General features: G+C 36.7%; 23 protein-coding genes. 4 read left to right on the forward strand and 19 right to left on the reverse strand.

From position 1 onward, the window contains the following. Positions 1-48 precede the first annotated feature (48 nt). The 7 genes from P7V56_RS04440 to purH all read right to left on the reverse strand — a co-directional run bounded on the left by P7V56_RS04440 (position 49) and on the right by purH (position 7857). Positions 49-591, reverse strand: a complete 543-nt coding sequence (locus tag P7V56_RS04440) for a hypothetical protein (protein ID WP_171220893.1) — start codon at positions 589-591, stop codon at positions 49-51. Between the two features lie 50 nt (positions 592-641). Continuing rightward, a complete protein-coding gene (gene rodA, locus P7V56_RS04445) occupies positions 642-1904 on the reverse strand; it encodes a rod shape-determining protein RodA (protein ID WP_171220892.1) in 1263 nt (420 codons plus the stop codon). A gap of 11 nt (positions 1905-1915) precedes the next feature. Continuing rightward, positions 1916-3850, reverse strand: coding sequence for a penicillin-binding protein 2 (gene mrdA / locus P7V56_RS04450; protein ID WP_171220891.1), 1935 nt, complete (start codon positions 3848-3850; stop codon positions 1916-1918). After that, entirely contained in the window at positions 3847-4353 is a 507-nt protein-coding gene (locus P7V56_RS04455) for a rod shape-determining protein MreD (RefSeq protein ID WP_171220890.1), read from the reverse strand. The genes mrdA and P7V56_RS04455 overlap by 4 nt, the downstream gene beginning before the upstream one ends. Further along, a complete protein-coding gene (gene mreC, locus P7V56_RS04460) occupies positions 4346-5173 on the reverse strand; it encodes a rod shape-determining protein MreC (protein ID WP_171220889.1) in 828 nt (275 codons plus the stop codon). Before mreC ends, P7V56_RS04455 begins: the two co-directional genes overlap by 8 nt. A gap of 72 nt (positions 5174-5245) precedes the next feature. Beyond that, the gene (locus P7V56_RS04465; protein WP_121312631.1) at positions 5246-6274 is read right to left on the reverse strand and encodes a rod shape-determining protein; all 1029 of its coding nucleotides are present in this window, start codon (positions 6272-6274) and stop codon (positions 5246-5248) included. 56 nt (positions 6275-6330) lie between these two features. Then, positions 6331-7857 (reverse strand): bifunctional phosphoribosylaminoimidazolecarboxamide formyltransferase/IMP cyclohydrolase, encoded by a 1527-nt coding sequence (gene purH / locus P7V56_RS04470; RefSeq protein WP_171220888.1) that lies wholly within the window; start codon positions 7855-7857, stop codon positions 6331-6333. A 186-nt stretch (positions 7858-8043) separates the two neighbouring features. On the opposite strand from purH, the gene P7V56_RS04475 reads away from it, so the two are divergent. Continuing rightward, positions 8044-9300 carry an ABC transporter permease gene (locus tag P7V56_RS04475; protein ID WP_171220887.1) on the forward strand — a complete coding sequence of 419 codons (1257 nt, stop codon included), beginning with the start codon at positions 8044-8046 and terminating at the stop codon, positions 9298-9300. Between the two features lie 101 nt (positions 9301-9401). Here P7V56_RS04475 and accD read toward each other — a convergent pair whose 3' ends face one another. The 3 genes from accD to tamL form a co-directional block, all read right to left on the reverse strand. Then, positions 9402-10256 (reverse strand): acetyl-CoA carboxylase, carboxyltransferase subunit beta, encoded by an 855-nt coding sequence (accD, locus tag P7V56_RS04480; protein WP_171220886.1) that lies wholly within the window; start codon positions 10254-10256, stop codon positions 9402-9404. Between the two features lie 113 nt (positions 10257-10369). Continuing rightward, on the reverse strand, positions 10370-11437 hold the full coding sequence (gene fbaA / locus P7V56_RS04485; protein ID WP_171220885.1) for a class II fructose-bisphosphate aldolase: 1068 nt from the start codon (positions 11435-11437) through the stop codon (positions 10370-10372). A 74-nt stretch (positions 11438-11511) separates the two neighbouring features. Further along, the gene (tamL, locus tag P7V56_RS04490) at positions 11512-14055 is read right to left on the reverse strand and encodes a translocation and assembly module lipoprotein TamL (protein ID WP_171220884.1); all 2544 of its coding nucleotides are present in this window, start codon (positions 14053-14055) and stop codon (positions 11512-11514) included. A gap of 37 nt (positions 14056-14092) precedes the next feature. On the opposite strand from tamL, the gene P7V56_RS04495 reads away from it, so the two are divergent. Beyond that, the gene (locus tag P7V56_RS04495) at positions 14093-14821 is read left to right on the forward strand and encodes a TrmH family RNA methyltransferase (RefSeq protein ID WP_171220883.1); all 729 of its coding nucleotides are present in this window, start codon (positions 14093-14095) and stop codon (positions 14819-14821) included. Here the strand turns inward: P7V56_RS04495 and porT are convergent. The 4 genes from porT to P7V56_RS04515 form a co-directional block, all read right to left on the reverse strand. Beyond that, complete coding sequence (porT, locus tag P7V56_RS04500) at positions 14818-15519, reverse strand: type IX secretion/gliding motility protein PorT/SprT (RefSeq protein WP_171220882.1); 702 nt, start codon at positions 15517-15519, stop codon at positions 14818-14820. The two genes, P7V56_RS04495 and porT, sit on opposite strands and share 4 nt — an antisense overlap. A 22-nt stretch (positions 15520-15541) precedes the next feature. Further along, on the reverse strand, positions 15542-16276 hold the full coding sequence (gene ubiE, locus P7V56_RS04505) for a bifunctional demethylmenaquinone methyltransferase/2-methoxy-6-polyprenyl-1,4-benzoquinol methylase UbiE (protein ID WP_171220881.1): 735 nt from the start codon (positions 16274-16276) through the stop codon (positions 15542-15544). A gap of 82 nt (positions 16277-16358) precedes the next feature. Further along, complete coding sequence (locus P7V56_RS04510; protein ID WP_171220880.1) at positions 16359-16841, reverse strand: dihydrofolate reductase; 483 nt, start codon at positions 16839-16841, stop codon at positions 16359-16361. Beyond that, positions 16841-17176, reverse strand: a complete 336-nt coding sequence (locus P7V56_RS04515) for a 2TM domain-containing protein (protein ID WP_171220879.1) — start codon at positions 17174-17176, stop codon at positions 16841-16843. The genes P7V56_RS04510 and P7V56_RS04515 overlap by 1 nt, the downstream gene beginning before the upstream one ends. Before the next feature lie 238 nt (positions 17177-17414). Here P7V56_RS04515 and P7V56_RS04520 point away from each other — a divergent pair, with 238 nt between their 5' ends. Then, positions 17415-17711, forward strand: a complete 297-nt coding sequence (locus P7V56_RS04520; protein ID WP_171220878.1) for an isoamylase early set domain-containing protein — start codon at positions 17415-17417, stop codon at positions 17709-17711. Positions 17712-17764: 53 nt separating this feature from the next. Here the strand turns inward: P7V56_RS04520 and P7V56_RS04525 are convergent, their stop codons facing one another. The 5 genes from P7V56_RS04525 to P7V56_RS04545 all read right to left on the reverse strand — a co-directional run bounded on the left by P7V56_RS04525 (position 17765) and on the right by P7V56_RS04545 (position 22197). Next, positions 17765-18706 (reverse strand): energy transducer TonB, encoded by a 942-nt coding sequence (locus P7V56_RS04525; RefSeq protein WP_171220877.1) that lies wholly within the window; start codon positions 18704-18706, stop codon positions 17765-17767. A gap of 10 nt (positions 18707-18716) precedes the next feature. Beyond that, the gene (locus P7V56_RS04530) at positions 18717-19541 is read right to left on the reverse strand and encodes a thymidylate synthase (protein ID WP_171220876.1); all 825 of its coding nucleotides are present in this window, start codon (positions 19539-19541) and stop codon (positions 18717-18719) included. A 68-nt stretch (positions 19542-19609) separates the two neighbouring features. Beyond that, a complete protein-coding gene (locus P7V56_RS04535) occupies positions 19610-20236 on the reverse strand; it encodes a bifunctional nuclease family protein (RefSeq protein WP_171220875.1) in 627 nt (208 codons plus the stop codon). Between the two features lie 229 nt (positions 20237-20465). Beyond that, on the reverse strand, positions 20466-21434 hold the full coding sequence (locus P7V56_RS04540) for an electron transfer flavoprotein subunit alpha/FixB family protein (protein WP_171220874.1): 969 nt from the start codon (positions 21432-21434) through the stop codon (positions 20466-20468). Between the two features lie 16 nt (positions 21435-21450). Continuing rightward, the gene (locus P7V56_RS04545) at positions 21451-22197 is read right to left on the reverse strand and encodes an electron transfer flavoprotein subunit beta/FixA family protein (RefSeq protein ID WP_171220873.1); all 747 of its coding nucleotides are present in this window, start codon (positions 22195-22197) and stop codon (positions 21451-21453) included. 232 nt (positions 22198-22429) lie between these two features. Here P7V56_RS04545 and P7V56_RS04550 point away from each other — a divergent pair, with 232 nt between their 5' ends. After that, entirely contained in the window at positions 22430-23407 is a 978-nt protein-coding gene (locus P7V56_RS04550; RefSeq protein WP_171220872.1) for a pyruvate dehydrogenase complex E1 component subunit beta, read from the forward strand. Positions 23408-23531: the final 124 nt, after the last annotated feature.

Genomic DNA, 23531 nt, shown 5'->3' on the forward strand with positions numbered 1-23531 from the left:
CATATTACAACAACAAAAAAGCCATCTCATTTAAGAGATGGCTTTTTTTTAGCGTCTTAGTTTATTCAGTTTCTTTTCAGTTTTATCGAGATCTTCTTGTAACTCTTGAATTCTGATTTGTTGCTTGCTGATTTTGATGTTTTCTTTTTCAATTTCAATGTCACTGAGCTTTCCTTTTCTTTTGCTTTTTTCAAGTTTAGCCTTCATTTTTTCGAGATCTTTTTTTTCGTCTTCAAGCTTTTCTTTGATTTTGATTAAGTCTTTTTCTCCTGAAGCTATTTTCTTTTGTTCTTTGGCAAACTGCTTCTGTTCTTTCTCCAGTTTTCTTTGTTCTTTATCTAAGGCCTTGGCTTGTTTTTCGGCTGCCTTTTTCATTTTTTCAGCTTCTTTTTGTTTTTGAGTTGCAGCTTTTTGTATGGCTGCGGCTTGCTCAGGCGATAAAGTTTCTGCTTTTTCTTTGGCTTTTTGAAGCTCAACTTGTTTTAAAGCAATGGAGTCTGTAGGTGTTGCAACAGTATCTTTTACCACTTGCGCATTCATTGATAAGCTACTAAAAGCGATTGCAATTAAAAAAGAAAATTTTGTTTTCATGACTTGGAATTTTTTAGTGTAATCCCAAAGTTACAAAAACCATTCCTAAATTACCATTCATTAACCTTATTTGCATCCATTTTAAGGAAAATAAAAAGCAAGATGGTAAATCCCCAAAGACCCGAACCACCGTAAGAAAAGAAAGGAAGCGGTACTCCGATTGTTGGGAAAACACCAACAACCATAGCTATATTTACAAAGAAGTGTATAAACAAAATCCCCGCAACGCAATAACCGTAAACCCGACTGAATTTGGTTTTCTGTCGCTCGGCAAGGTAGATGATTCGAATAATTAAAATAACAAATAAGGCAATCACAAACAACGAACCAATGAATCCCCATTCTTCACCAACAGTGGTAAAAATATAATCGGTGTGTTGTTCGGGTACGAATCCGCCTTTAGTTTGTGTGCCTTCGAGATAGCCTTTTCCAAACCATCCTCCGGATCCAATGGCAATTTCAGATTGATTGGTGTTATAACCAACACCTTTCATGTCAACTTCTTTGCCTAAAAGAATATTAAAACGGTCGCGATGGTGTTGCTTGAATACATTTTCGAAAACATAGTCTACCGAAAAAACATAGCCCGAGATAAGAACCAAAATGATGCTGCTCAATATCCAATTTCGATCTATGATACGACTTCTGTAATAAATAAAAAGAATAACTGCTAAGGCTATTCCGATTAGCGCTAAAGGTTTTATAATTAGAGCCAAAACAAATAAAACAATGGCGACAAACCCGGTCCACACATACCAAGAAGGCAAACCTTCTCTGTAAAGAACCAAAATAAAAACACTATAAATCAAAGCACTACCGGGATCGGGTTGTGGTAAAATCAACATCACCGGTAGGAAGATGATAATCATGGCCTGTACTTGCCTGTTGAAGTCTTTTAAATTGACTTGTACATCGCTTAAATATTTGGCTAAAGCCAATGAAGTCGCCGCCTTAGCAAACTCCGAGGGCTGCAAGGTAAAACTACCTATGCCATACCAACATCGCTGTCCGGCTATGGTTTTACCAAAAACAAATAAACCGGCCAAAGATACTAAAGCAATGGCAAAAATAATACTGGAGTACTTTTCGTAAAACTTGGCGTCAATAGAGAGCACAACAAAGATTATCGGAATAGAAAAAAGGATAAACAAAAACTGCTTTCCGTAAATTTGACTGAAATCAAAAATCGAAGTTTCTTCTTCAATAGAAGATAAGGAGGAAGAATAAATGTTGAGCCAACCCAATATCACTAAAATGATATAGATAACTACACTAATCCAATCTAAGTTATTTGTTACACTTTGGTTTTTCATCCTGGCTGAAATTAATTTTGTGGAGCAGTGCTCTTTTTAATTCCGTTGGTGTCTTTTGCAGCAGGTTTTACCGGCGTTTTTATCATTTTGTTAATCAAAGTATCCTGAATAGGATTTGTAATGTATTTATTGTATTCGGCCTGAAGACTTCCTTCTAACATTCGCTTTTCTAAGTCTTTACGAGTGATTTTTCTCTTGATGTATTTTTCAATCATTAAACTGGTTATCGGTCCGGCCCAACGAGAACCCCAATACCCGTTTTCAACAAAAACGGCTATGGCTATTTTGGGATTGTCCTTAGGCGCAAAAGCCACAAATATTGAATGGTCTTGAAGTTTTACCCTTTTACCGTTTATTTTGGTATAGTTCTCAGCGGTTCCTGTTTTTCCGCAAATATCAATCCCTTCTACATTCAAGCCGTGTGCGGTACCAAGATTGTAAACATCAAACAACCCGTTAATCATAGGCTCAAAATACTTTTTGTCAATGGTAGTAACGTGTTTGGTGGTGAACTTTTTGTCGATTTGTCCGTTTTTAATTTTCTTTATGATGTGAGGCGTATAATAAAAACCTCTGTTGGCAACCGTAGCAATCATATTGGCCAATTGAATTGGCGTCATCAAAACTTCTCCTTGACCAATTGCATTAGAAACAATGGTTTTGCTTGACCAACCCCATCCGGGATACATTCTTTTATAGGTTTTTGAAGTAGGAAGACTTCCTTTTTTGCCGGTAGGTAAATCATAACCCATAAACTGTCCTAAGCCGAAACTTTTTAAATGGTTGCTCCAAACATCAACACCTATAGGCGCTTTTGGGTATTTGTTGATTGTTTTCATGTAAACACTGGCAAAGTAAGTGTTACAAGAGTTGTAAATACCATTGTGCAAAACAGAGACCCCCGAATCGTGACATCTCATAAAGCGTCCGGGAGCATAGCTAAAACCGTGGTGACAAACAAAACTGGTGGTTTCATCAATCACTCCTTCTTGCAAGGCTACCAAACCGGTCAGGATTTTAAAGGGTGAACCCGGAGTGTATTCGGCTAAAAGCCCACGATCGTATAAGGGTTTTGCAATAGAATCATGGTACAACATGGTATAGTTTTTAGACCGCTGTCTTCCTACTAAAATGGCAGGATCATAAGATGGCGCTGTTACCAAAGCCAAAATTTCACCGGTACTGGGCTCAATCGCTACTATTCCGCCTCGTTTGTTAATCATTAATTCTTCTCCGTATTTTTGGAGTTCAGCGTCCAAGGTTAGGTTGATGTCTTTTCCCTGAACGGCAATTGTATCAAAACGACCTTCTTTATAAGAACCAATATCTCTGTTGTATTTGTCTTTTTGGATATATTTTACTCCTTTAATCCCGCGTAAAATTTCCTCGTAACTTTCTTCAACACCTTGTTTACCAATTAAATCTCCGCTGTTGTAATATTTGTTTTTTTCAATGATACTCTCATTTACTTGGGTGATAAATCCGAAAACATTGGCGCCAAAAGCGACCTGATAATCTCTTAAGGAACGTTTTTGAATGTAAAAGCCATTAAATTTTCTCTGAATTTCCTGAAAAGCAGCATATTCTTTTTTGTTGAGCTGCGCCAAAAAAACGGAAGGAAGTCGAGGACTGTAAACCTTAGCTTTGGCAATTTTTTTAAGAAATTCTTCTTTGGTAATGTTGAGTAAAGTACAAAACTCTGTAGTGTCTAAATCTTTGACATCTTTGGGAATTACCATGATGTCATAAGAAGGTTGGTTGGCTACCAGAAGTTTGCCATATCTGTCGTAAATATAACCTCTTTCCGGATAGTCATACTTAATTTTTATCGCATTATTATCCGATTTTAGTTTTAATGAATCATCAATTACTTGTAAATAGAATAGGCGTGTTACAAGTAAAATAGTTACAACGAAAATAATTGTGGGCAACAAAACTTTTCTCATCGTTTACTAGGCTTAATGATATAAATGATAATAATACAAGTGATAATAGTAAATAAGGTACTTAAAATAGTACGCAATAAAATGTCCCAAAGGAAAGTCAATTTAAAGACTTCCAACACAAACAATACTATGTGATGCAGTACAACGGCAATCAATATAAATGAGAATCGCTCAGGGGTTAATACATCATTCAACTTTACAGTCTGATATTCGTAACTCAAACCGAAAGAAAACTTAAATATAGCCGGTCTGAAATAAGCCAAAATAATACAAGCGGCAGCATGAACGCCACCCGAATTGCAAAACATATCCATCAATAGTCCTAAAAAGAAACTCGCTACCAATAATCCGGTTTTGTTTCCGTTAACCGGAAAAAGAATGATGAACAAGATATAAGGAAACGGATTGATAAACCCAAACAAGTCAATTCGGTTGAATATCAAAACTTGTGCAGCTAGCAACAAGATGAATCGGGCTATATTTCCTAATAATGCACTATTCATTTTTCTTGTTTTGATTTTCTAAATTAGAGATTTCTTCTGCGTCTTTGTTCTTAATAATATATACATGGCCTAAGTTGGTCATGTCATTAAACAGTTTAATATCGAGGGTATAATAGTTGGTTACATTGTCAATGTAAACTTTTTCAATAGTACCAATCCCAATATTTTCGGGGAAAATTATCGATTGTCCTCCGGTTACAATGGTATCGCCTTTTCTGACACCGGCCAATCGCGGTACATCAATTAACTGCACAAATCCGGTACTTTTACCGTTCCAAACTAAAGAGCCAAAGTGGTTTGACTTTTTGATTTTAGCATTAATCTGGGATTTAATATTCAGTATACTGATGATAGTAGCGTAATTTTTAGAAGTATTTTCAACTATCCCAACAATTCCGGCACTGTTAATGACTCCCATATTGGGTTTTATTCCCGAAGCCGAGCCATTATCGATGGTCAAATAGTTTTCGTGAACACTGTATGAATTGCGAATCACTTTAGATACAATGATGTCGGTTTTTTTAACACCTTTTATTGAATCAATTTGAGGTAATTTCGTAGTGTCTTTTTGATTGAATAAAAGCGATTTTAATCGGGCATTTTCTTGGGCTAGTTCTTCATTTTGTGATTTTAAATGAAAATACTCATCAATATTATTAATCTTTTCATAAATGCCGCCGGTAAAGAAATTAGCAGAGCTAATCATTTTACTTTTGTGATAGGAATGGGATTGAACCGTTAAAGAAAGGGATATGACCAAAAGCAGCAAAAACAGTAAGCGATTACTGTTTTTTAGTATAAAATTAAAAATTTGCTGCATTTTTAAACTGTATATTGATTGTTATAAATATGGCCGAAATAAAGGTAAAAAATAAATAGTCTTAACGGCTAATTATTTAATTAAAATACTTCTGAATTTCGGAATATTTTTAAGCGCCATTCCGGTACCGCGAACTACGGCTCTTAATGGATCTTCAGCAATATAAACCGGTAAATCTGTTTTTTGAGAAATACGTTTGTCTAAACCTCTCAACATTGAACCTCCACCGGCAAGATAGATTCCTGTATTGTAAATATCAGCTGCTAATTCAGGCGGTGTTTGTGATAAAGTTTCCATAATCGCATCTTCGATACGTTGGATAGATTTGTCTAAAGCTTTGGCAATTTCTCTATAGGATACTTCTACTTGTTTTGGTTTTCCGGTCAATAAATCTCTACCTTGTACCGACATATCATCCGGTGGTGTTTCTAAATCATCAGTAGCTGCTCCGATAGTGATTTTGATTTTCTCAGCGGTGCTTTCTCCGACGAATAAATTGTGTTGCGTTCTCATGTAGTAAACGATATCATTCGTGAAAACATCACCGGCAATTTTAACCGATTTGTCACAAACAATTCCACCCAAAGCGATAACTGCAATTTCTGTTGTTCCACCACCGATATCTACAATCATGTTTCCTTTTGGCTGCATAATATCGATACCAATACCAATTGCCGCAGCCATTGGTTCGTGGATTAAGTAAACTTCTTTTCCGTTTACACGCTCACACGATTCTTTTACCGCACGCATTTCTACTTCAGTAATTCCGGAAGGAATACAAACTACCATGCGAAGGGCAGGAGTAAACATTTTTTTCTTTAAAGCCGGTATGCTTTTGATAAACATCGAAATCATTTTTTCAGAGGCATCAAAATCGGCAATTACCCCGTCTTTCAAAGGACGAATGGTTTTAATGTTTTCATGAGTTTTACCCTGCATCATATTGGCTTCTTTTCCTACCGCTATGATTTTGCCTGATATTCGATCACGGGCTACAATTGAAGGGCTGTCAATTACAACTTTGTCATTGTGAATAATCAGAGTGTTGGCTGTACCAAGGTCAATGGCTATATCCTCGGTCATGAAATCAAAAAATCCCATAAGTCTTTTAAGGGTTTAAACGTTTATATAATTTTTAACGCACAAAGTTAAACAAATTAATGTTTGAAATGACGCGTTCCTGTAAATACCATTGCAACTTTATTTTCGTTACAAAAATTAATACTTAATTCATCTTTTATCGAGCCACCGGGCTGAATAACTGCTGTAATTCCTGCGTTGTGAGCCAATTCCACACAATCCGGGAAAGGGAAAAAAGCATCACTGGCCATTACTGCTCCGTTCAAGTCAAAACCAAAACTATGGGCTTTTTCAACCGCTTGTTTCAAGGCATCTACTCGCGAAGTTTGTCCGGTTCCCGATGCTACTAATGTACTGTTTTTTGCGAATACTATCGTATTTGATTTAGTATTTTTACAAATTTTTGAAGCAAATAATAAATCTTCAATCTCTTGATCGCTTGGCTTAGTATTAGTAACGTAAGTTAGGTGTGATTTATTGTCTGTGATGTTATTTTTATCTTGTACCAACAATCCGTTTAAACAGGTTCTGACTTGTCTTTGAGGCAATTCAACCTCATGTTGTACTAAAATAATTCTGTTTTTCTTTTCAGATAAAATCGCAATGGCTTTTTCATCATAACTTGGCGCAATAACCACTTCACAGAACAAGTTGTTGATTTCGTTGGCAGTAGCTTCATCAATGTTGCCATTAGCAATTAAAACACCGCCAAAAGCAGAAGTCGGATCACCGGCTAAAGCCGCTAAGTAAGCCTCTTTCATATTGCTTCTCGTAGCTAAACCGCAAGCGTTATTGTGTTTTAAGATGGCGAAAGTTGGGTCGTTTTCTTTGAATTCTAAAATCAAGTTTACGGCAGCATCAACGTCTAACAAATTGTTGTATGACAATTCTTTACCGTGCAATTTGGTAAACATTTTGTCGAATTCGCCAAAAAAGAATCCTTTTTGATGCGGGTTTTCTCCGTAACGCAACACTTGTCCGTTGTCAATACTTACTTTGAAAATAGTTTCATCAGTATTAAAATAATTAAAAATAGCACTGTCGTAATTGGAAGAAACATGAAAAGCTTTGGCGGCCATTATTTTTCTTTGTTCCAAGGTAGTGGCGCCGTTTTGGGTCGAAATCAAATCCAACAAAAGCTTATATTCATTAACCGAAGCCACGATTACGGTATCCTTAAAATTTTTAGCCGCAGCGCGAATCAATGAGATACCGCCGATGTCAATTTTTTCTATAATATCCGCTTCGCTTGCACCTGAAGCTACTGTTTTTTCGAATGGGTATAAATCAACAATCACCAAATCAATTTGAGGAATGTCGAATTCCTTCATCTGTGCCACATCCGAAGAATTGTCCTGACGATTTAAGATGCCGCCAAAAATCTTTGGGTGTAATGTTTTTACTCTTCCGCCAAGAATTTCAGGGAAAGAAGTAATTTCTTCTACGGGAACTACCGGAATTCCTAAGTTTTTAATGAATTCTTCGGTTCCGCCCGTTGAATAAAGCGTTACATTTTGTTCGTGTAGTTGACGAACAATAGGTTCTAAACCGTCTTTAGAAAAGACCGAAATTAAGGCTGATTGGATTGTTTTTGGTGTGCTCATGTTCTGTGTGTTGTGTATGTCTAAGGACAGATAGTTTTAAGGGGACAAAAGTAGCTTTTTTAATGCCAAAATTCAAGTGGGAATTGTAACAATATTTTGTTTTTTGACACAAATAAGGCAACATACAAAAGAATCGGCATTTTCATTATTTTTATGGAAATTTGCCTTAAACAAAATCAGCCATAAATGTTACTCTACTTAAGACTGCTAAAAGAAAGTTTTGCCTTTGCCATGAATGCTTTGCGCAACAATAAATTGCGTACAATGCTCTCGCTATTAGGTGTAACTATTGGTATTTTTTCTATCATAGCGGTTTTGGCAGCGGTCGATTCTTTAGATCGAAAAATAAAAAACGACCTGAGTTCGCTGGATAAGAATACAATTTATTTGACCAGCCAGTCTTTTGGCCCAACAGACATCCCGAGATGGAAAAGAGAGCAATTTCCGAATGTGACTTTTGACGAGTACCAATATATGAAGACCGCTTTGAAACATGTCGAAAATTCTTGTTTTCAGTATTTCACGGTCAATCAAAATATTACTTATGAATCCATTACCTCTGAAGCGGTAAATATGGTCGCGGTAACTGCAGAGTTTGTCGATGTACAACGGATGGAGTTTTCTCAAGGTCGATTTTTTAATGATGCGGAATCCTATTCCGGAAAACAAGTTGTGGTTTTGGGTTATGATATTGCTCAAAATCTTTTTGAAGGAAATGACCCGATAGGAAAGACTGTTCGAATGTACGGACAAAGATTTACCGTCATTGGAGTCACCAAAAAGAAAGGAAGTTCCGGAATTGACATTGGTGGTGGAGATGATACTTCGGCTTTTTTTCCTTCCACTTTTTTGAGAAGAATTTATGGAGATAACAATCCTCAAGTATTACCGGTAATTGTAATAAAACCCGAAAAGGGAACTGATATTGATGCTTTGAAAGGAGATATTTCTCAAAAACTTCGCAATTTCAGAGGGGTAAAGCAAGGTGATATTGATAACTTTTTCATTAACATTTTATCAGGTCTTACCGATATGATTGATGGTCTCTTGGGAAGTTTGCGTGTCGGAGGTATTATAATCAGTTTCTTTTCATTTTTGGTGGGCGGATTTGGGATAGCCAATATTATGTTTGTCTCGGTAAAAGAAAGAACCAGCCTTATCGGAATTCAAAAATCTTTGGGCGCTAAAAATAAATTTATCCTCCTGCAATTTTTGTTTGAAGCTATCATTCTTTGTTTGATTGGTGGTTTGATTGGCTTGGTAATTGTTTGGTTGCTGGCCATGTTGTTGACCAACGTATTGGATTTTGAATTTGTCCTAGGTTTGGGCAATATTATTATCGGAACCGGATTATCGGTGTTTGTTGGATTGGTTTCCGGAATATTACCGGCTATCTCTGCGTCTAAACTAGATCCTGTGGAAGCCATAAGAAGCGGAATGTAGTCTCAAGCAGACAAGACATTTTTTGACTGTACAGTCAGATATAAAAAAACACAAAGCATAAACTTTGTGTCTTTATATACTATGTCTCTTATGTGGTTAAATTATCTCACATCCTGATTCAAAATCAAATCAATGTACAAGTTGATTTTGTCTTTCAGTTCTTTTCTTGGTGCAATAAAATCAAGGAAACCATGGTCTAAAACGAATTCGGCCGTTTGGAAACCTTCCGGTAAATCTTTTCCTGTAGTGTCACGAACTACGCGTGGTCCGGCAAATCCAATCAAAGCGCCCGGTTCAGAGATGTTAATATCTCCTAACATGGCGTAAGAAGCTGTGGTTCCTCCGGTAGTCGGATCAGTACATAATGAAATATATGGAATTTTAGCTTCTGCCAATTGGGCTAATTTTGCAGAGGTTTTGGCCAACTGCATCAAGGAATAAGCCGCTTCCATCATACGAGCTCCACCCGATTTTGAAATCATTACAAAAGGGATTTTGTTTTTGATGGAATAATCGATACCACGGGCAATTTTTTCACCTACAACAGCGCCCATTGAACCACCAATAAAAGCAAAGTCCATACAGCAAACCACCAAGTCTTTTCCTTTTGATTTTCCAACACCTGTTCGAACAGCATCTTTTAATCCTGTTTTGTCGATAGCGTCTTTTAAACGGTCGGAATATTTTTTAGTATCTACAAAGTTCAAAGGATCTTTAGAGGTCATTTTGGCATCTAACTCTATGAATTCATTGTTGTCAAACAAGATTTCAAAGTATTCTTTGCTGCCAATTCTTACGTGAAAATCATCTTCCGGACTAACCCAAAGATTTCTGGCCAATTCATCTTGGTCAATAATTTTTCCGGTGGGCGATTTGTACCAAAGTCCTTTAGGAACGTCTTTTTTATCTTCCGTAGCGGTTTGAATTCCTTTTTCTGTTCTTTTAAACCAAGCCATAATTAAGTTAGAAGTTAGAAGTTGGAGGTTAGAAGTTTTATCTTCTGTTCCAACACTATTTTATTAATATTAATTTATTTCAACTTCGTACTTTGTACTTTGTACTTTGTACTTTATAATGTGTTTACGTTATTCAAGTCGGCAAATGCTTGCTCTAATCTGGTGTTGAAAGTGACTTCACCTTCGCGAATCCATTTTCTTGGATCATAGTGCTTTTTATTTGGTGAATCAGCGCCTTCCGGACTTCCGATTTGAGTTCTTAAATAATCAATTTTGGAGGTCATATAATCTCTGATGCCTTCGGTGAAAGCAAATTGTAAGTCGGTATCAATATTCATTTTAATAACCCCATAAGAAATCGCTTCTCTGATTTCTTCCAGAGTAGAACCTGAACCTCCGTGGAAAACAAAATCTACAGGATTTGCACCGGTATTGAATTTGTTTTGAACATAATCTTGAGAATTTTTCAAGATTTTCGGAGTCAATTTTACGTTGCCCGGTTTGTAAACCCCGTGAACGTTTCCAAATGCCGCAGCTATAGTAAATTTTGGAGAAATTTTCATCAACTCCTCGTAAGCATAAGCTACTTCTTCGGGTTGGGTGTATAATTTTGAACTATCAACATCAGAATTGTCAACACCGTCTTCTTCACCTCCGGTAATACCCAATTCGATTTCTAAAGTCATTCCCATTTTGCTCATACGAGCTAGGTATTCTTTGCAAATTTCAATATTCTCTTCGATAGGCTCTTCTGACAAGTCAATCATATGTGAAGAGAATAACGGTTTTCCGGTTTCTGCGAAATGTTTTTCAGAAGCGTCTAACAAACCATCAATCCAAGGCAATAATTTTTTGGCACAGTGATCGGTATGTAAAATCACTGTAGCACCGTAAGCTTCTGCTAAAGTATGAATGTGTTTGGCTCCGGCTATACCACCGGCTATGGCTGCTTTTTCTCCTGCATTTGAAAGTCCTTTTCCTGCATTAAACTGAGCACCACCGTTGGAGAATTGTATAATTACCGGTGCATTTAGTTTGGCAGCGGTTTCCAAAACACCATTAATAGTACTTGAACCGATAACATTTACAGCAGGAAGTGCAAATCCTTTTTCTTTAGCGTAATTAAAAATTGCTTGTACTTCATCTCCGGTAGCAACTCCCGGTTTGATATTATGAGCCATTGTTTTATGTTGTTTTTAAGTTAATTCCAATTCCGAAACTTCGGAACGGGCTACAAAAATAATAATTTCTGATTTTAGAAAGGATAATTTATTCCAATATTTAAAACGGATTTATTGAAGCGCATTTCTCTGAACCATCTTTCGTTTTCTTCCAAAGCCGGATTATAGGTCTTGAATCCTAAATCCAAGCGAACAATAAAGAAATTAAAATCATATCTGAACCCGAACCCTGAACCGACAGCGATATTTTCAAGTGATTGTAATCCGTTAAAAATATAATCTTCGTCTTCAGTATTGTCTAATACATTCCAAATATTACCCACATCTGTAAAAAACGCGCCATTTAATTGTTGGAAAATATTAAAACGAAACTCGGCACTAAAGGTCAGCTTCATATTGGCTTCATTAAAATCTAAAAAACTACCGCTCGCGCCCGGACCTAAACTATAGGATTGCCAAGCGCGATTGTCATTGGTTCCTCCGGCAAAATAACTACGCGAAAAAGGAACGTCTTCAGAATTGCCATACGGAATGGCGATACCTCCAAAAGCTTTGACGGCCAAAACTTTTTTACGGCTTAAATCCCAATGTTTGATGTATTCGAATTCGGTTTTGATGTATTGTGAAAATTCTACATCTAAGAAAGTATTGGCGCCGTTTTGATTTTGTAATTGTTTGGAAGCTCTGGCTAAAAGGGAAAGCAGGTTTCCTGCCGATTCTACTTTGGCTTTAATGGCAAAAAAATCATTGTCAAAAAAATCTTTTTTTGAGGTTTTAGTAAAGGTAATGTTAGAGGCAAAAATCAAGTTGTTTTCAATTAATCTTGCTCTTCTTTCAGCGATACTCAAGAGTGATTTCGCATCGGGTAAAGTTACAGGCACAAGTCCATTACTCACATCATTAAAAAATGCCAAAACACCATCTTCAATCCTCAAATTACCATCATCAAAATAAGCCGGATTGACATTAGGATAACTTTGCGCAATTTCATTTACCGTGTTATAAGACGACTTATAAATATTAAAGTAGTTCGAAGGATTCAGGTTTTTTACAAACTGGATGTTGATTAAATCAAATTTAAAACTCGTGTTTCTTTTCGGAGTCCAATTGTAAGTCAGTGAACTGGTAAAATTTTGTTTGTCTAACCCGATATTGGTTTGTTTAGAATAACCTACACTCAAAGTAGTGTAAGGAATCATAGTTTTCGGAATGATTTTGTCTGTTTTGAAAGGCAAAAAGATGCGGGGAAAATTCAACTTGGCATCAACCCCAATTTCTGAAATATTAAAGAAAGTATTGTTAGGATTACTCAAATCTTTTGACGAACCGATGTTACCTCTGAAACCAATTTCAAAAGTTTCCGCACCATTAAATACGTTTCTGATACTTAAGAAAGTGTTTCCGGTTATCCCGAAATCCTGAATATTGGAGTGGGTAAAGTCAGTAGAAAACCCGAAAGTATATTTCTTTCTCGGGGTCAAATACACATTGGCAATCAAACTGTTCTTTTGGGATTTATCTTCCACATATTGAATCAGCGGATAATTGAATACTTTGAGATTGCTCAAGTATCGGGAAGTAACCGAGGTTCTGAAGTCTGAAAAATAATTGCCTTTGGTTACAAAAATTCCATCGGTTATGGCTTTAGGTCGGTATTTTAATTTGTCGGTACTGTAAAGTGTAAAGTCGTTGTAAGTCGCGCTATCTTTAACAGTTGCATTGGGATTGGTCGGACTGTGATCGGTGTAAATATTTACTTTACTGATTTTGTACAATTCAAATGGTTTTGTTTGTACACTGTCTTCAGTTCGAATGATTTCATTTTCGATGACCAAGTTTACATTGGGTCTGTGTTTTTTATTGATGGTGTCAATATCAAAGCTCACATAATTTTGTTGGAAACGAAAAGCACCATTGTTTCTGAAATCCTCGGTGATGCGCTTTTTTTCTTCGATAAAGATGCTGGTTTCATAACGTTGACCGGTTTTGATTAAGGAGCTTTTTTTTCTCAATTGATAAATTGAATCCAAAGGAGCACTAGCAATGTAGGCGTTAAGGCTGTCAATAATATAGGGTTTTCCGGTATTGATGTCGTATCGGAGTTTGACTTTTTTCTTGTCGATAGTGTCTATTTTATATTTTGTAGTGACATCAAAATAACCACGATTGTAATAATAGGATTTTAAACGGCGCAATGATTTTTTGGTGCTTGCCGTATCCAATATAACCGGAGCTTCGCCTGTTTTTCTCAAGAAATTATCAAGACCCGAATAAAGAAAAGATTCTCCCAATCGCTTGACTTGTTTTTTAGAAAGCCAATTGGCTTTATGGTAATAACGTTTGGGGTTTTTAATCATTTTGGCTTTGAACAACGAGTCTGATTTCGGCTTTGCCAAATTGTAAAGGTTCAATCTTAAACGATACCCTAAAATAGCACTGTTTTGTTTTTGATAGAGTTGGTTGGTGACTTCTTCTAAATTATTTTTTTGATCATCAACATAGATATCATTTTTAGTGAGTAGTCTTTTCCCGTCAGGAACTCTTTTTGTTGTATTACAACCAAAGATAATTAGTCCGGTTAGAATAAATAATGATATTTTTGTGATACTCTTTTTCAAGTGGTGCGAAATATTTAATTCAAAAATACAGTATTTTATGGTTAGTAAAAACCAAATAAAATTAATTACCAGTCTTCAACATAAAAAATACCGAAACGAGCATCAGTTGTTTATAGCCGAAGGTGTAAAAGTAATACAGGAATTGTTACAATCAAATATTGTGCTCGAACATTTATTTGAGACTGAAAGTATTTTTGAAAGTGTTCTTCCGTCCCAAAAAACATTGATAAAAGAAGTCGATATGAAGCGAATTTCGGTCTTGACTTCTCCAAGTTCGTGTTTGGCCATTTTCAAAATACCAAAAGCCAAAATCATAGAGGACAAAGGTTTGATAGTTGTGCTCGATGACATTCGCGACCCGGGTAATTTGGGAACCATTATACGACTTTGCGATTGGTTTGGTGTGAAACAATTGGTTTGTTCCAAGGAAACGGTCGATGTGTATAATCCAAAAGTAATTCAGGCTACGATGGGTTCTATAACCAGAGTGAATTTGGTTTATCTGGATATACAGGATTTTATTGCCCAAACGTCACTTCCGGTTTTCGGGACTTTTATGGATGGCAAAAATATTTATAAAGAAGTGTTGCCAACAGAGGGTGTTTTAATTTTTGGCAACGAAGCCAATGGAATTTCAACTTCGGTAGAAAAAATCATCAAAAACAGAATTGCGATTCCCAGATTTGGCGATATTCAACAAACCGAAAGCCTCAATGTAGCTACAGCCACTGCAATATGTTTAAGTGAGTTTAGAAGAAATTTCTAGTGGAAAGTAAAGTTGATTAAAACTGCACGGGTTTTCAATGATTCAATGTTACCTGTCCAAGGGCTGTTTGGGTCATCATCGCGGATTAACTCGTCATTAAATCCGAAAACACCTCTGATGGAAGGTGAAAACTTGAAGTATTCAAAATATAAATCTATCCCAAAACCAAAAGTATAATTCTGTGTCCAAGGTTTGACTCTGAATTTTTGTTCCGAGTTGTCGTCTTTTGATTTAGAATTACTCGATAAGTTGAGTGTGGTTCCAACACCGCCTAATAAATAAGGTCTCACATTTCCGGTACGAAGCGAAGAAAATTTCAGCATTAACGGAAAGTCAATATAAGTCGCTTTTACTTCTCTCAAAGCATCGCGTTCATTGGTAAATCCGGGATAGGTTAACGTTCTGCTGGCATAATACAATCCGGGTTCGAAACGCAATTCTACATATTCGTGCAATCTTAAAACGCCAACCAAGCCTACATTAAAACCGCTATTTCCTTTTACATTAATGTCTTGTCCTGGGACTTTGTAATCGGTTTTGAAATCAAAAGAACTAAAACCTAAAAAATAACCCCAATAGACTCTTTGTTTATCAAAGTTTTCCAAATTGACAATGGGATCTTTAGAGAAGATACTTGTCCCAAATTGTGCTTGCACACTGAGAGTAAAGAAGGTAAAAAAGACAATTATTTTTTTCATGCTCAGGCAGAGAATACAGTTTTTATTTTTTTGTAGCAGTATAAATGGTAGCTACTCCAAAAGTTTGCGGCATTGCTTTACATTCTATAAACGAAACTTTTCGCAAAATATTGTTCAAAGCTTCACCAAAAGGAAAATTAGCCGCTGATTCTGACAAGTAACCATAAGCGCTATTATCTTTAGAAAATAGTTTTCCGATTAGTGGCAGAATGAATTTGGTGTAAAAACCATAACCTTGCTTGAAAGGAAATTTCGTAGGAACCGAAGTCTCTAAAATTACAAAAATACCGTTGGGTTTTAATACGCGATAGATTTCGGCCAAACCTTTTTCCAAAGTTTCAAAGTTTCTGATGCCAAACGAAACGGTAATCGCGTCAAAATAGTTGTCGGGATATGGGATATTTTCGCTGTCACCAACTACCATTTCTATTTTATCGGCTAAGTTTTTATCCAGAATTTTTTTCTTGCCTACTTCGAGCATTCCAACCGATAAATCCAATCCTATAATTTTCTTTGCTGCTGTGGATTCGGCCATCATGATAGCTAAATCTCCTGTTCCGGTGGCAATGTCAAGTGCGTTTTCAGGATTTTTGGCTTTGACCAATTCGATTACCTTCTTTCTCCATTTGACATCAATCCCCATCGAAATGACTCTGTTCAAACCGTCATATTCTCCCGAAATGGTATCAAACATTTGGGTGACTTGTTCTTTTTTGCCTAAAGTGGATTCTTTGTAAGGTGTAATTTGCTTTGACATGCTCGAATTTTCGACAAATATAAGCCAATATTTTAATTGCGATAAGGCTTATGATTTTCTTTAAGAATTGTGGAGCGAATTATTATTTTCGGATAAAGGTTTGAAACGTAAAATCAAATTCATGCCGTTCGTCTTTGGGATGGAATTCTTCAAAAACCAATTGCCATTGGTTCAAATCAATCTCCGGAAAATAAGTATCTGCGTCAAAGGAGTGATGCACACGAGTGATATCAACTTTATCCGCTATAGCGATGGATTGTTTGTAAATTTGGCCTCCGCCAATGACAAAAATGTCTTCCTCTTTGGGGCAAATATCAATGGCTTTCTCCAAGGAATCAACTACAATGCAACCTTCGGGCTGAAAATCTTTTTGGCGGGAAATAATTACATGAGTTCTATTGGGTAACGGCTTTGGAAAACTTTCAAAAGTTTTTCTACCCATAATAATGTAATGACCGGATGTCAGGGTTTTGAATCTTTTGAAATCATCGGGCAAATGCCAAAGCAGTTGGTTGTCTTTGCCCAATGCATTGTTTTCAGCCACAGCGGCTATAAGTGTTATCATTATTTTGTAGGTTTTGTATTTTCCAAGTCGTTTTTGAGTTGCTCAATTTTTTTGGTTTGTTTGAGCATCAACTTGTCTATTTGGGCTCTTTCCCAGTTTTTATTCATAAAACTGTCGGTGATAAGTACTTTAATAACATGAAAAATGAAAAGACTACACCAAACGGCTACGATCCAAATCCACCAATTGGTTTCGTCGTGATAATTCAACAAATGATTCGCCGTAAACAAAAAAACACTACCAATGCCCAGCACAATAAAGTGTTGAAACAAACGCTTTTTTTGGTTGATTCTGTTCCGGGCGTATTCGTATAATTCGTGTTGGTTACTCTCCATAAGACGAAATTTGTGCTTTAAAGATAAAATTTATTTTTAAAATGATAAAATCTCATTTTGGAATAATGTATTACGAAACCGATTTCTTAATGGCAGATGTAAAATTTTAGTCCTTTTAAATTGTAAATCTTCTTTTTATTTGGCTATGTTTTTAGCAATGTCATAAAAATAATTAAGCGTGTAAAAGATATAAAAAAATCACTTTACTTTGTCTCAGTAATCTATAAATGAATTAGTTATGGCTATCAAGAAACAAGTTATAAAAACAAAACCGGTTGTTAAAGTTACCTTTTCAATCGAGGCAAAAGAGGCTAATACTGCAGCAGTAGTAGGCGATTTCAATAATTGGAATCCGGCTGAAGGTGAATTATCTAAATTAAAAAACGGAACCTTCAAAGCAACTTTTGATTTACCAAAAGACAACTCTTTCGAGTTTAAATATTTAGTGGATGGTTCATATGTAAACGATCCTGAGGCAGACAGTTATGCGTATAACGAATTTGCCGGAGCAGAAAATAGTGTTTTAGCACTATAGGTTTTAGTTTTGGTTAGAAGAAAAAATCCGTCTCGATTTCGAGACGGATTTTTTTATTTACTATAATCAAGTGCTATTGGTAATGAATACATGCATCTTACAGCTACACCTCTTTGTTCTCCCGGAAACCATTCAGGATATTCTTCAAGGACTCTAATAGCTTCTTCATCTAAACCATAGCCTAATCCTCTTATGATTTTAATGTCACTTATTTTTCCGTCTTTATCCACAACAAAATTAAGGTAAATCTTTCCTTTTACTTTGTTCTTAACCCCATCACGGGTAGGCTTAAAATTACTTCCAATAAACTTATAAAAATGTTGTAACCCTTTTTTAGGTTCAGGCTTTTTTTCTAAAACTTGATATTCTTTTTTAATGCCGTTTTTGTCGATGTGATAGCCATTAATAAAATCACCTTCTTTATAATCATCTACATAGGAATATGTTTCACTCGTCATTGTCCAAATACCATCTTTCTTTCCGTTTTTATATTCGCCCTTTGTGTGAGTCTTATCGGCATGAAAATCAAATAAACCATTGCCGTTTTCAACCATTTTGACTCCATTTTCATCCCAAATGGTTTCGGCTAAATAATACTCATTTGTATTGAACTTTTCAGGGTTAAATTTTCCTATTTGCTTTAAATTACCATTTTCAAACCATTCCGTATATTTTCCGGCTTGCCTTTTATCTTCATAAAAAGTGGAACTTTTCTTATTCCCATTTTCATAATATTTGATTTCTTCACCTATGGAATATCCACCATCTTTACCGCTCAGCTTTTGCTCTGATTTAAGACCGCCTGATTTGTAATATTCTAACCATTGGTATTCAGATTTTTCTTTGTAGTAATCTTTTATGACTCTTTTGTAACTATAATTTTCAGCAGTTGTCTCTTTGCCTAAAGAATCCAAAAAAATAACTTTATCTTGGTTGTTTTGCGATAAAAGAATTGTTGTAAAAAAGAAAAAGAAATAAAGCAGTTTTATTTTCATGATTGTTTGTTTAAATCGCTACAGCACCTTTAATATGAGGATGCGGATCATAATCTACTAACGTGAAATCTTCAAAAGTAAAATCGAAAATATTTTTCACTTCCGGATTTAAAATCATTTTTGGTAGTGGTCTTGGTTCGCGTGACAACTGTAATTCCACTTGTTCGAAATGGTTGTTGTAAATGTGGGCATCGCCAAAAGTATGGATGAATTCACCCACTTGCAAGTCACATACCTGAGCAATCATCATCGTAAACAAAGCATAAGACGCAATATTGAACGGAACGCCCAAGAAAATATCGGCACTTCTTTGGTACAGTTGGCAAGACAATTTCCCATCGGCCACATAAAACTGAAAGAATGCATGACACGGTGGTAAAGCCGCTTTCCCATTCGCTACATTTTCTGAAAAAGATTTTGAAGTATCGGGCAAAACAGATGGATTCCAGGCGGAAACCAACATGCGTCGGCTATTCGGGTTTTTCTTTAAAGTGTCTATTAACTCAGTGATTTGGTCGATCTCTTCACTGTTCCAATTGCGCCATTGGTGACCGTATACCGGACCTAAATCGCCATTTTCATCGGCCCATTCGTCCCAAATTTTGACGCCGTTTTCTTTGAGGTAAGCAATATTAGTATCGCCTTTTAAAAACCAAAGCAATTCATAGATAATCGATTTTAAATGCAACTTTTTGGTAGTCACCATGGGGAAACCTTCGCTTAAATCAAATCGCATTTGATAACCAAAAACACTTTTGGTTCCGGTTCCGGTTCTGTCTCCTTTTTGGCAACCGTTTTCCATAACGTGTCGCATTAAATCGTGGTATTGCTTCATTGTTGGTTATTTGTGGATTTGTGGATTTGGTAATTTGTTACGAATAACCGAATAACCAAATAACCGAATTAACTTTCTCGTTTTGATATTTCATCGCGAATTTTCGCTGCTTTCTCGTAATCTTCGTCCTGAACGGCTTTTTCCAAAGCTTCGTGTAGTTCCGAAAGACTCATGCTCACATAAGCATCTCCGGCATTGCCTTCACTGTCTAGTCCGAAAGTTTCCGGAGTAGATAATACCCCTTCGTCTTCAGTGTTTTGATTTTCGAGGTCGGTTGGGTTAGTGTTGAGGTAAATACCGGCTTTGTCTAAGATGTTTTTGTAGGTAAAAATCGGTGCGTTGAATCGAAGTGCTAAAGCAATAGCATCTGAAGTTCGGGCATCGATAATTTCCTCTATTTTGTCGCGTTCGCAAATGATACTCGAGTAAAAGACGCCGTCAACCAACTTGTGGATGATAACTTGTTTTACCACTATGTCGAATCGGTCAGCGAAACTTTTGAATAAATCGTGTGTTAATGGTCTTGGTGGTTTGATTTCTTTTTCCAAGGCAATAGCGATGGATTGCGCTTCAAAAGCACCAATAACTATAGGTAATTTTCTCTCGCCGTCTACTTCGTTTAAGATTAGAGCGTAGGCGCCGTTTTGGGTTTGGCTATAAGAAATTCCTTTGATGGTTAGTTTTACTAAACTCATTATTTTTTGATGTGGTGTTTGGCGTACAAAGTATCCCTACTCTTACGCTGACAAATATAAAAATGGTTTCCCCATTAGCCCTGATGGCAGCGACTACCTTGTAGTGCGGACAGCAGGAAAACGGACTGCAAAGTAACAAAAACTTTTCGCTTCTAAAAATGGAAAGCACAAAAAAAGAGCCGTTGCAACATAAAGTTTTCAACGACTCTTGGAATGAATTAATAACGGTTTAAGCGTTTTGAGCTTTAAACTCTTTTAGTTTTTGTGTCAAACGTGGTAAAATGTCAAAGGCATCACCAACGATCCCGTAATCCGCTACTTTGAAGAACGGTGCTTCGGCATCGCTGTTAATCACTACTTTCACTTTAGAAGAGTTGATTCCGGCAATGTGCTGAATGGCTCCCGAAATTCCCACGGCGATGTACAAGTTGGTTGCTACCGGTTTTCCGGTTTGGCCTACGTGTTCGCTGTGAGGTCTCCAACCCAAATCAGAAACAGGTTTAGAACAAGCGGTTGCAGCGCCCAGCACAGTGGCCAATTCTTCTAACATGCCCCAATTTTCCGGACCTTTTAAACCACGTCCGCCCGAAACTACTACATCGGCATCAGCGATAGTTACTTTTCCGGTGGTTTTTTCTACAGATTCTACTTTTACGTTGAAATCGGCATTGTTTAAGTTGGGTGCGAAATCTTCTTCGGTAGCTGAAGCAGCGCTTTCTACTAAACCATATGAGTTTTTGGCTAAACTTAAAACTTTTACCTCGGTTGAGATTTCAGTGATGTTGAACGCTTTGTTAGAGAAAGCATTTCTTTTTACTTGGAAAGGCGAAGTGCTCAAAGGTAATCCCACCACATTCGAAGCAAATCCCGCGTCTAAGCCAACGGCTACCAGTGGCGCCATGTACAAACTGTCGGTTGTAGAAGAAAGTAAAATTACTTTCGCACCTTCTTTTTGTGCGGCTTGTTTTACTACATCGGCGTAAGCTTTGGCATTGAAGTTAGCCAATTTATCATTGGTTACTTTTAATACTTTGTCTACACCGTATTTGGATAAATCGGAAACATTGCCGGCGTTTACGGTTACAGCAGTTACCGTTGTTCCTAATGATTCGGCTACTTTTTTCGCGTACGATGCCAATTCAAAAGCTACTTTTTTGAATTTTCCGTCTGCCGATTCTGCATATATTAATAATGACATGTCTTTCGTTTTAAAATTAGATAACTTTTGCTTCGTTGTGTAAGGCATTGACCAATCCGTCTAAATCATCAGCAGAGAATAATTTTACCGCTGATTTGGGTGCCGGTTTTTCAAATTTTACCGCTTTGGTATTGTTGTTAGCACCAACCGGTTCTAAAACTGTCAATACTTTGGTTCTTGCCGTCATAATTCCTCTCATGTTTGGAATACGTAGGTCTTTTTCTTCTACCAATCCTTTTTGGCCACCAATAACTAAAGGTAAAGAAGCGGCGATGGTTTCTTTTCCGCCGTCTATTTCGCGCGCGGCTTTGGCTGAGTTTCCATCGATAGTCAATTCGGTACAAGAGTTTACAAAGTTGTAATCCAATAAACCGGCCAACATTCCAGGTACCATTCCGCCATTGTAGTCTAAAGATTCCTTACCACAGATTACTAAATCGTAAGCGCCTTGTTTTACCACTTCGGCTAATTGTTTGGCGACAAAAAAACCATCAGTAGGCGTAGCGTTTACTCGAATCGCTTCGTTGGCACCTATGGCTAATGCTTTTCTTAAAGTAGGTTCAGTATCAGCACCGCCAACATTGACTACAGTAACATTTGCGCCTTGTTGTTCTTGGAACCAAATGGCTCTGGTTAATCCGAATTCGTCATTAGGATTGATTACGAATTGCACACCATTAGTGTCAAATTCAGAATCACCGTTAACGAAATTGATTTTTGAAGTAGTATCAGGCACATGACTGATGCAAACTAATATTTTCATTGCAATATTTATTTAGTGATTTTTTCTGAGCGTAAAAGTATAAAATATATTTCTAATTTTTATATGCATGCATATAATTTTTTCAAATTTCAATCGATTTCGTTGATGATTAAAAATGGTCTTGTCTCGAAGACTTGTTAATAGGCTATTAATTAAGGCTCAGAAATGTTTTTTAATCATTTTTAATTTTTATTTTTGCCTTTCAAAATTATTGACCGTAACAAAATCATATATGAGAACGATACAATTTAGAGAAGCGATTGCCGAAGCGATGAGTGAAGAAATGCGTCGCGACGAATCAGTATATTTAATGGGAGAAGAAGTAGCCGAATACAATGGTGCTTACAAAGCTTCTAAAGGAATGTTAGACGAATTCGGTCCAAAAAGAGTCATCGATACACCAATTGCAGAGCTTGGTTTTGCCGGAATTGCAGTAGGTTCAGCCATGAACGGTAACCGTCCGATTGTAGAATACATGACTTTCAACTTCTCGTTGGTTGGAATTGATCAAATCATCAATAACGCTGCCAAAATGCGTCAAATGTCGGCCGGACAATTCCCAATGCCAATGGTGTTCCGTGGGCCAACGGCTTCAGCCGGACAATTAGGAGCCACACACTCTCAGGCTTTTGAAAACTGGTTTGCCAATACGCCGGGTTTGAAAGTGGTAGTACCTTCTACGCCTTATGATGCCAAAGGTTTGTTGAAATCAGCGATTCGTGATAATGATCCGGTGATTTTTATGGAATCGGAGCAAATGTATGGAGACAAAGGGGAAATTCCTGATGAAGAATACACACTACCGTTAGGTGTTGCTGATGTGAAAAGAGAAGGAACAGATGTGACCATCGTTTCTTTCGGAAAAATTATTAAAGAAGCTTTTATCGCTGCTGATGAATTAGCAAAACAAGGAATTTCATGTGAAATCATCGACTTGAGAACGGTTCGCCCAATGGATTACGATTGTATCATCAATTCGGTTAAAAAAACAAACAGATTAGTAGTTTTGGAAGAAGCATGGCCATTTGCCAGCGTAGCTTCTGAAATCACCTATATGGTTCAGGAAAGAGCCTTCGATTATTTAGATGCGCCAATCCAAAGAATCACAACGGCTGATACACCGGCTCCCTATTCGCCAACCTTGTTAAAAGAATGGTTGCCAAATGCAGAAGATGTAATAAAAGCAGTTAAAAAAGTAACATATAAATAGATAGTCAGACTAACGGTTTGGTCGGGTATTTGAAAATTTTTTTAAATACCTGAGAAGTCGAAAAATCTAATACTCTAAATACTTATATTTGAAACTTCATCCTACTAAATAAGATGGAGTTTTT

Origin of the sequence: Flavobacterium sp. IMCC34852, assembly GCF_030643905.1 — a bacterium.
Taxonomy (GTDB): Bacteria; Bacteroidota; Bacteroidia; order Flavobacteriales; family Flavobacteriaceae; genus Flavobacterium; species Flavobacterium rivulicola.

Bases quoted from the DNA above. Each gene is read 5' to 3' on its own strand.
- purH (WP_171220888.1), bottom strand. From the start codon at position 7,857: ATGAGCACACCAAAAACAATCCAATCAGCCTTAATTTCGGTCTTTTCT.
- P7V56_RS04520 (WP_171220878.1), top strand. From the start codon at position 17,415: ATGGCTATCAAGAAACAAGTTATAAAAACAAAACCGGTTGTTAAAGTT.
- P7V56_RS04455 (WP_171220890.1), bottom strand. From the start codon at position 4,353: ATGAATAGTGCATTATTAGGAAATATAGCCCGATTCATCTTGTTGCTA.
- rodA (WP_171220892.1), bottom strand. From the start codon at position 1,904: ATGAAAAACCAAAGTGTAACAAATAACTTAGATTGGATTAGTGTAGTT.
- P7V56_RS04475 (WP_171220887.1), top strand. From the start codon at position 8,044: ATGTTACTCTACTTAAGACTGCTAAAAGAAAGTTTTGCCTTTGCCATG.
- P7V56_RS04535 (WP_171220875.1), bottom strand. From the start codon at position 20,236: ATGAGTTTAGTAAAACTAACCATCAAAGGAATTTCTTATAGCCAAACC.
- P7V56_RS04550 (WP_171220872.1), top strand. From the start codon at position 22,430: ATGAGAACGATACAATTTAGAGAAGCGATTGCCGAAGCGATGAGTGAA.
- P7V56_RS04440 (WP_171220893.1), bottom strand. From the start codon at position 591: ATGAAAACAAAATTTTCTTTTTTAATTGCAATCGCTTTTAGTAGCTTA.
- P7V56_RS04495 (WP_171220883.1), top strand. From the start codon at position 14,093: ATGGTTAGTAAAAACCAAATAAAATTAATTACCAGTCTTCAACATAAA.
- P7V56_RS04515 (WP_171220879.1), bottom strand. From the start codon at position 17,176: ATGGAGAGTAACCAACACGAATTATACGAATACGCCCGGAACAGAATC.
- mreC (WP_171220889.1), bottom strand. From the start codon at position 5,173: ATGCAGCAAATTTTTAATTTTATACTAAAAAACAGTAATCGCTTACTG.
- mrdA (WP_171220891.1), bottom strand. From the start codon at position 3,850: ATGAGAAAAGTTTTGTTGCCCACAATTATTTTCGTTGTAACTATTTTA.
- P7V56_RS04530 (WP_171220876.1), bottom strand. From the start codon at position 19,541: ATGAAGCAATACCACGATTTAATGCGACACGTTATGGAAAACGGTTGC.
- ubiE (WP_171220881.1), bottom strand. From the start codon at position 16,276: ATGTCAAAGCAAATTACACCTTACAAAGAATCCACTTTAGGCAAAAAA.
- accD (WP_171220886.1), bottom strand. From the start codon at position 10,256: ATGGCTTGGTTTAAAAGAACAGAAAAAGGAATTCAAACCGCTACGGAA.
- P7V56_RS04465 (WP_121312631.1), bottom strand. From the start codon at position 6,274: ATGGGATTTTTTGATTTCATGACCGAGGATATAGCCATTGACCTTGGT.
- P7V56_RS04545 (WP_171220873.1), bottom strand. From the start codon at position 22,197: ATGAAAATATTAGTTTGCATCAGTCATGTGCCTGATACTACTTCAAAA.
- P7V56_RS04525 (WP_171220877.1), bottom strand. From the start codon at position 18,706: ATGAAAATAAAACTGCTTTATTTCTTTTTCTTTTTTACAACAATTCTT.
- P7V56_RS04540 (WP_171220874.1), bottom strand. From the start codon at position 21,434: ATGTCATTATTAATATATGCAGAATCGGCAGACGGAAAATTCAAAAAA.
- P7V56_RS04510 (WP_171220880.1), bottom strand. From the start codon at position 16,841: ATGATAACACTTATAGCCGCTGTGGCTGAAAACAATGCATTGGGCAAA.
- porT (WP_171220882.1), bottom strand. From the start codon at position 15,519: ATGAAAAAAATAATTGTCTTTTTTACCTTCTTTACTCTCAGTGTGCAA.
- fbaA (WP_171220885.1), bottom strand. From the start codon at position 11,437: ATGGCTCATAATATCAAACCGGGAGTTGCTACCGGAGATGAAGTACAA.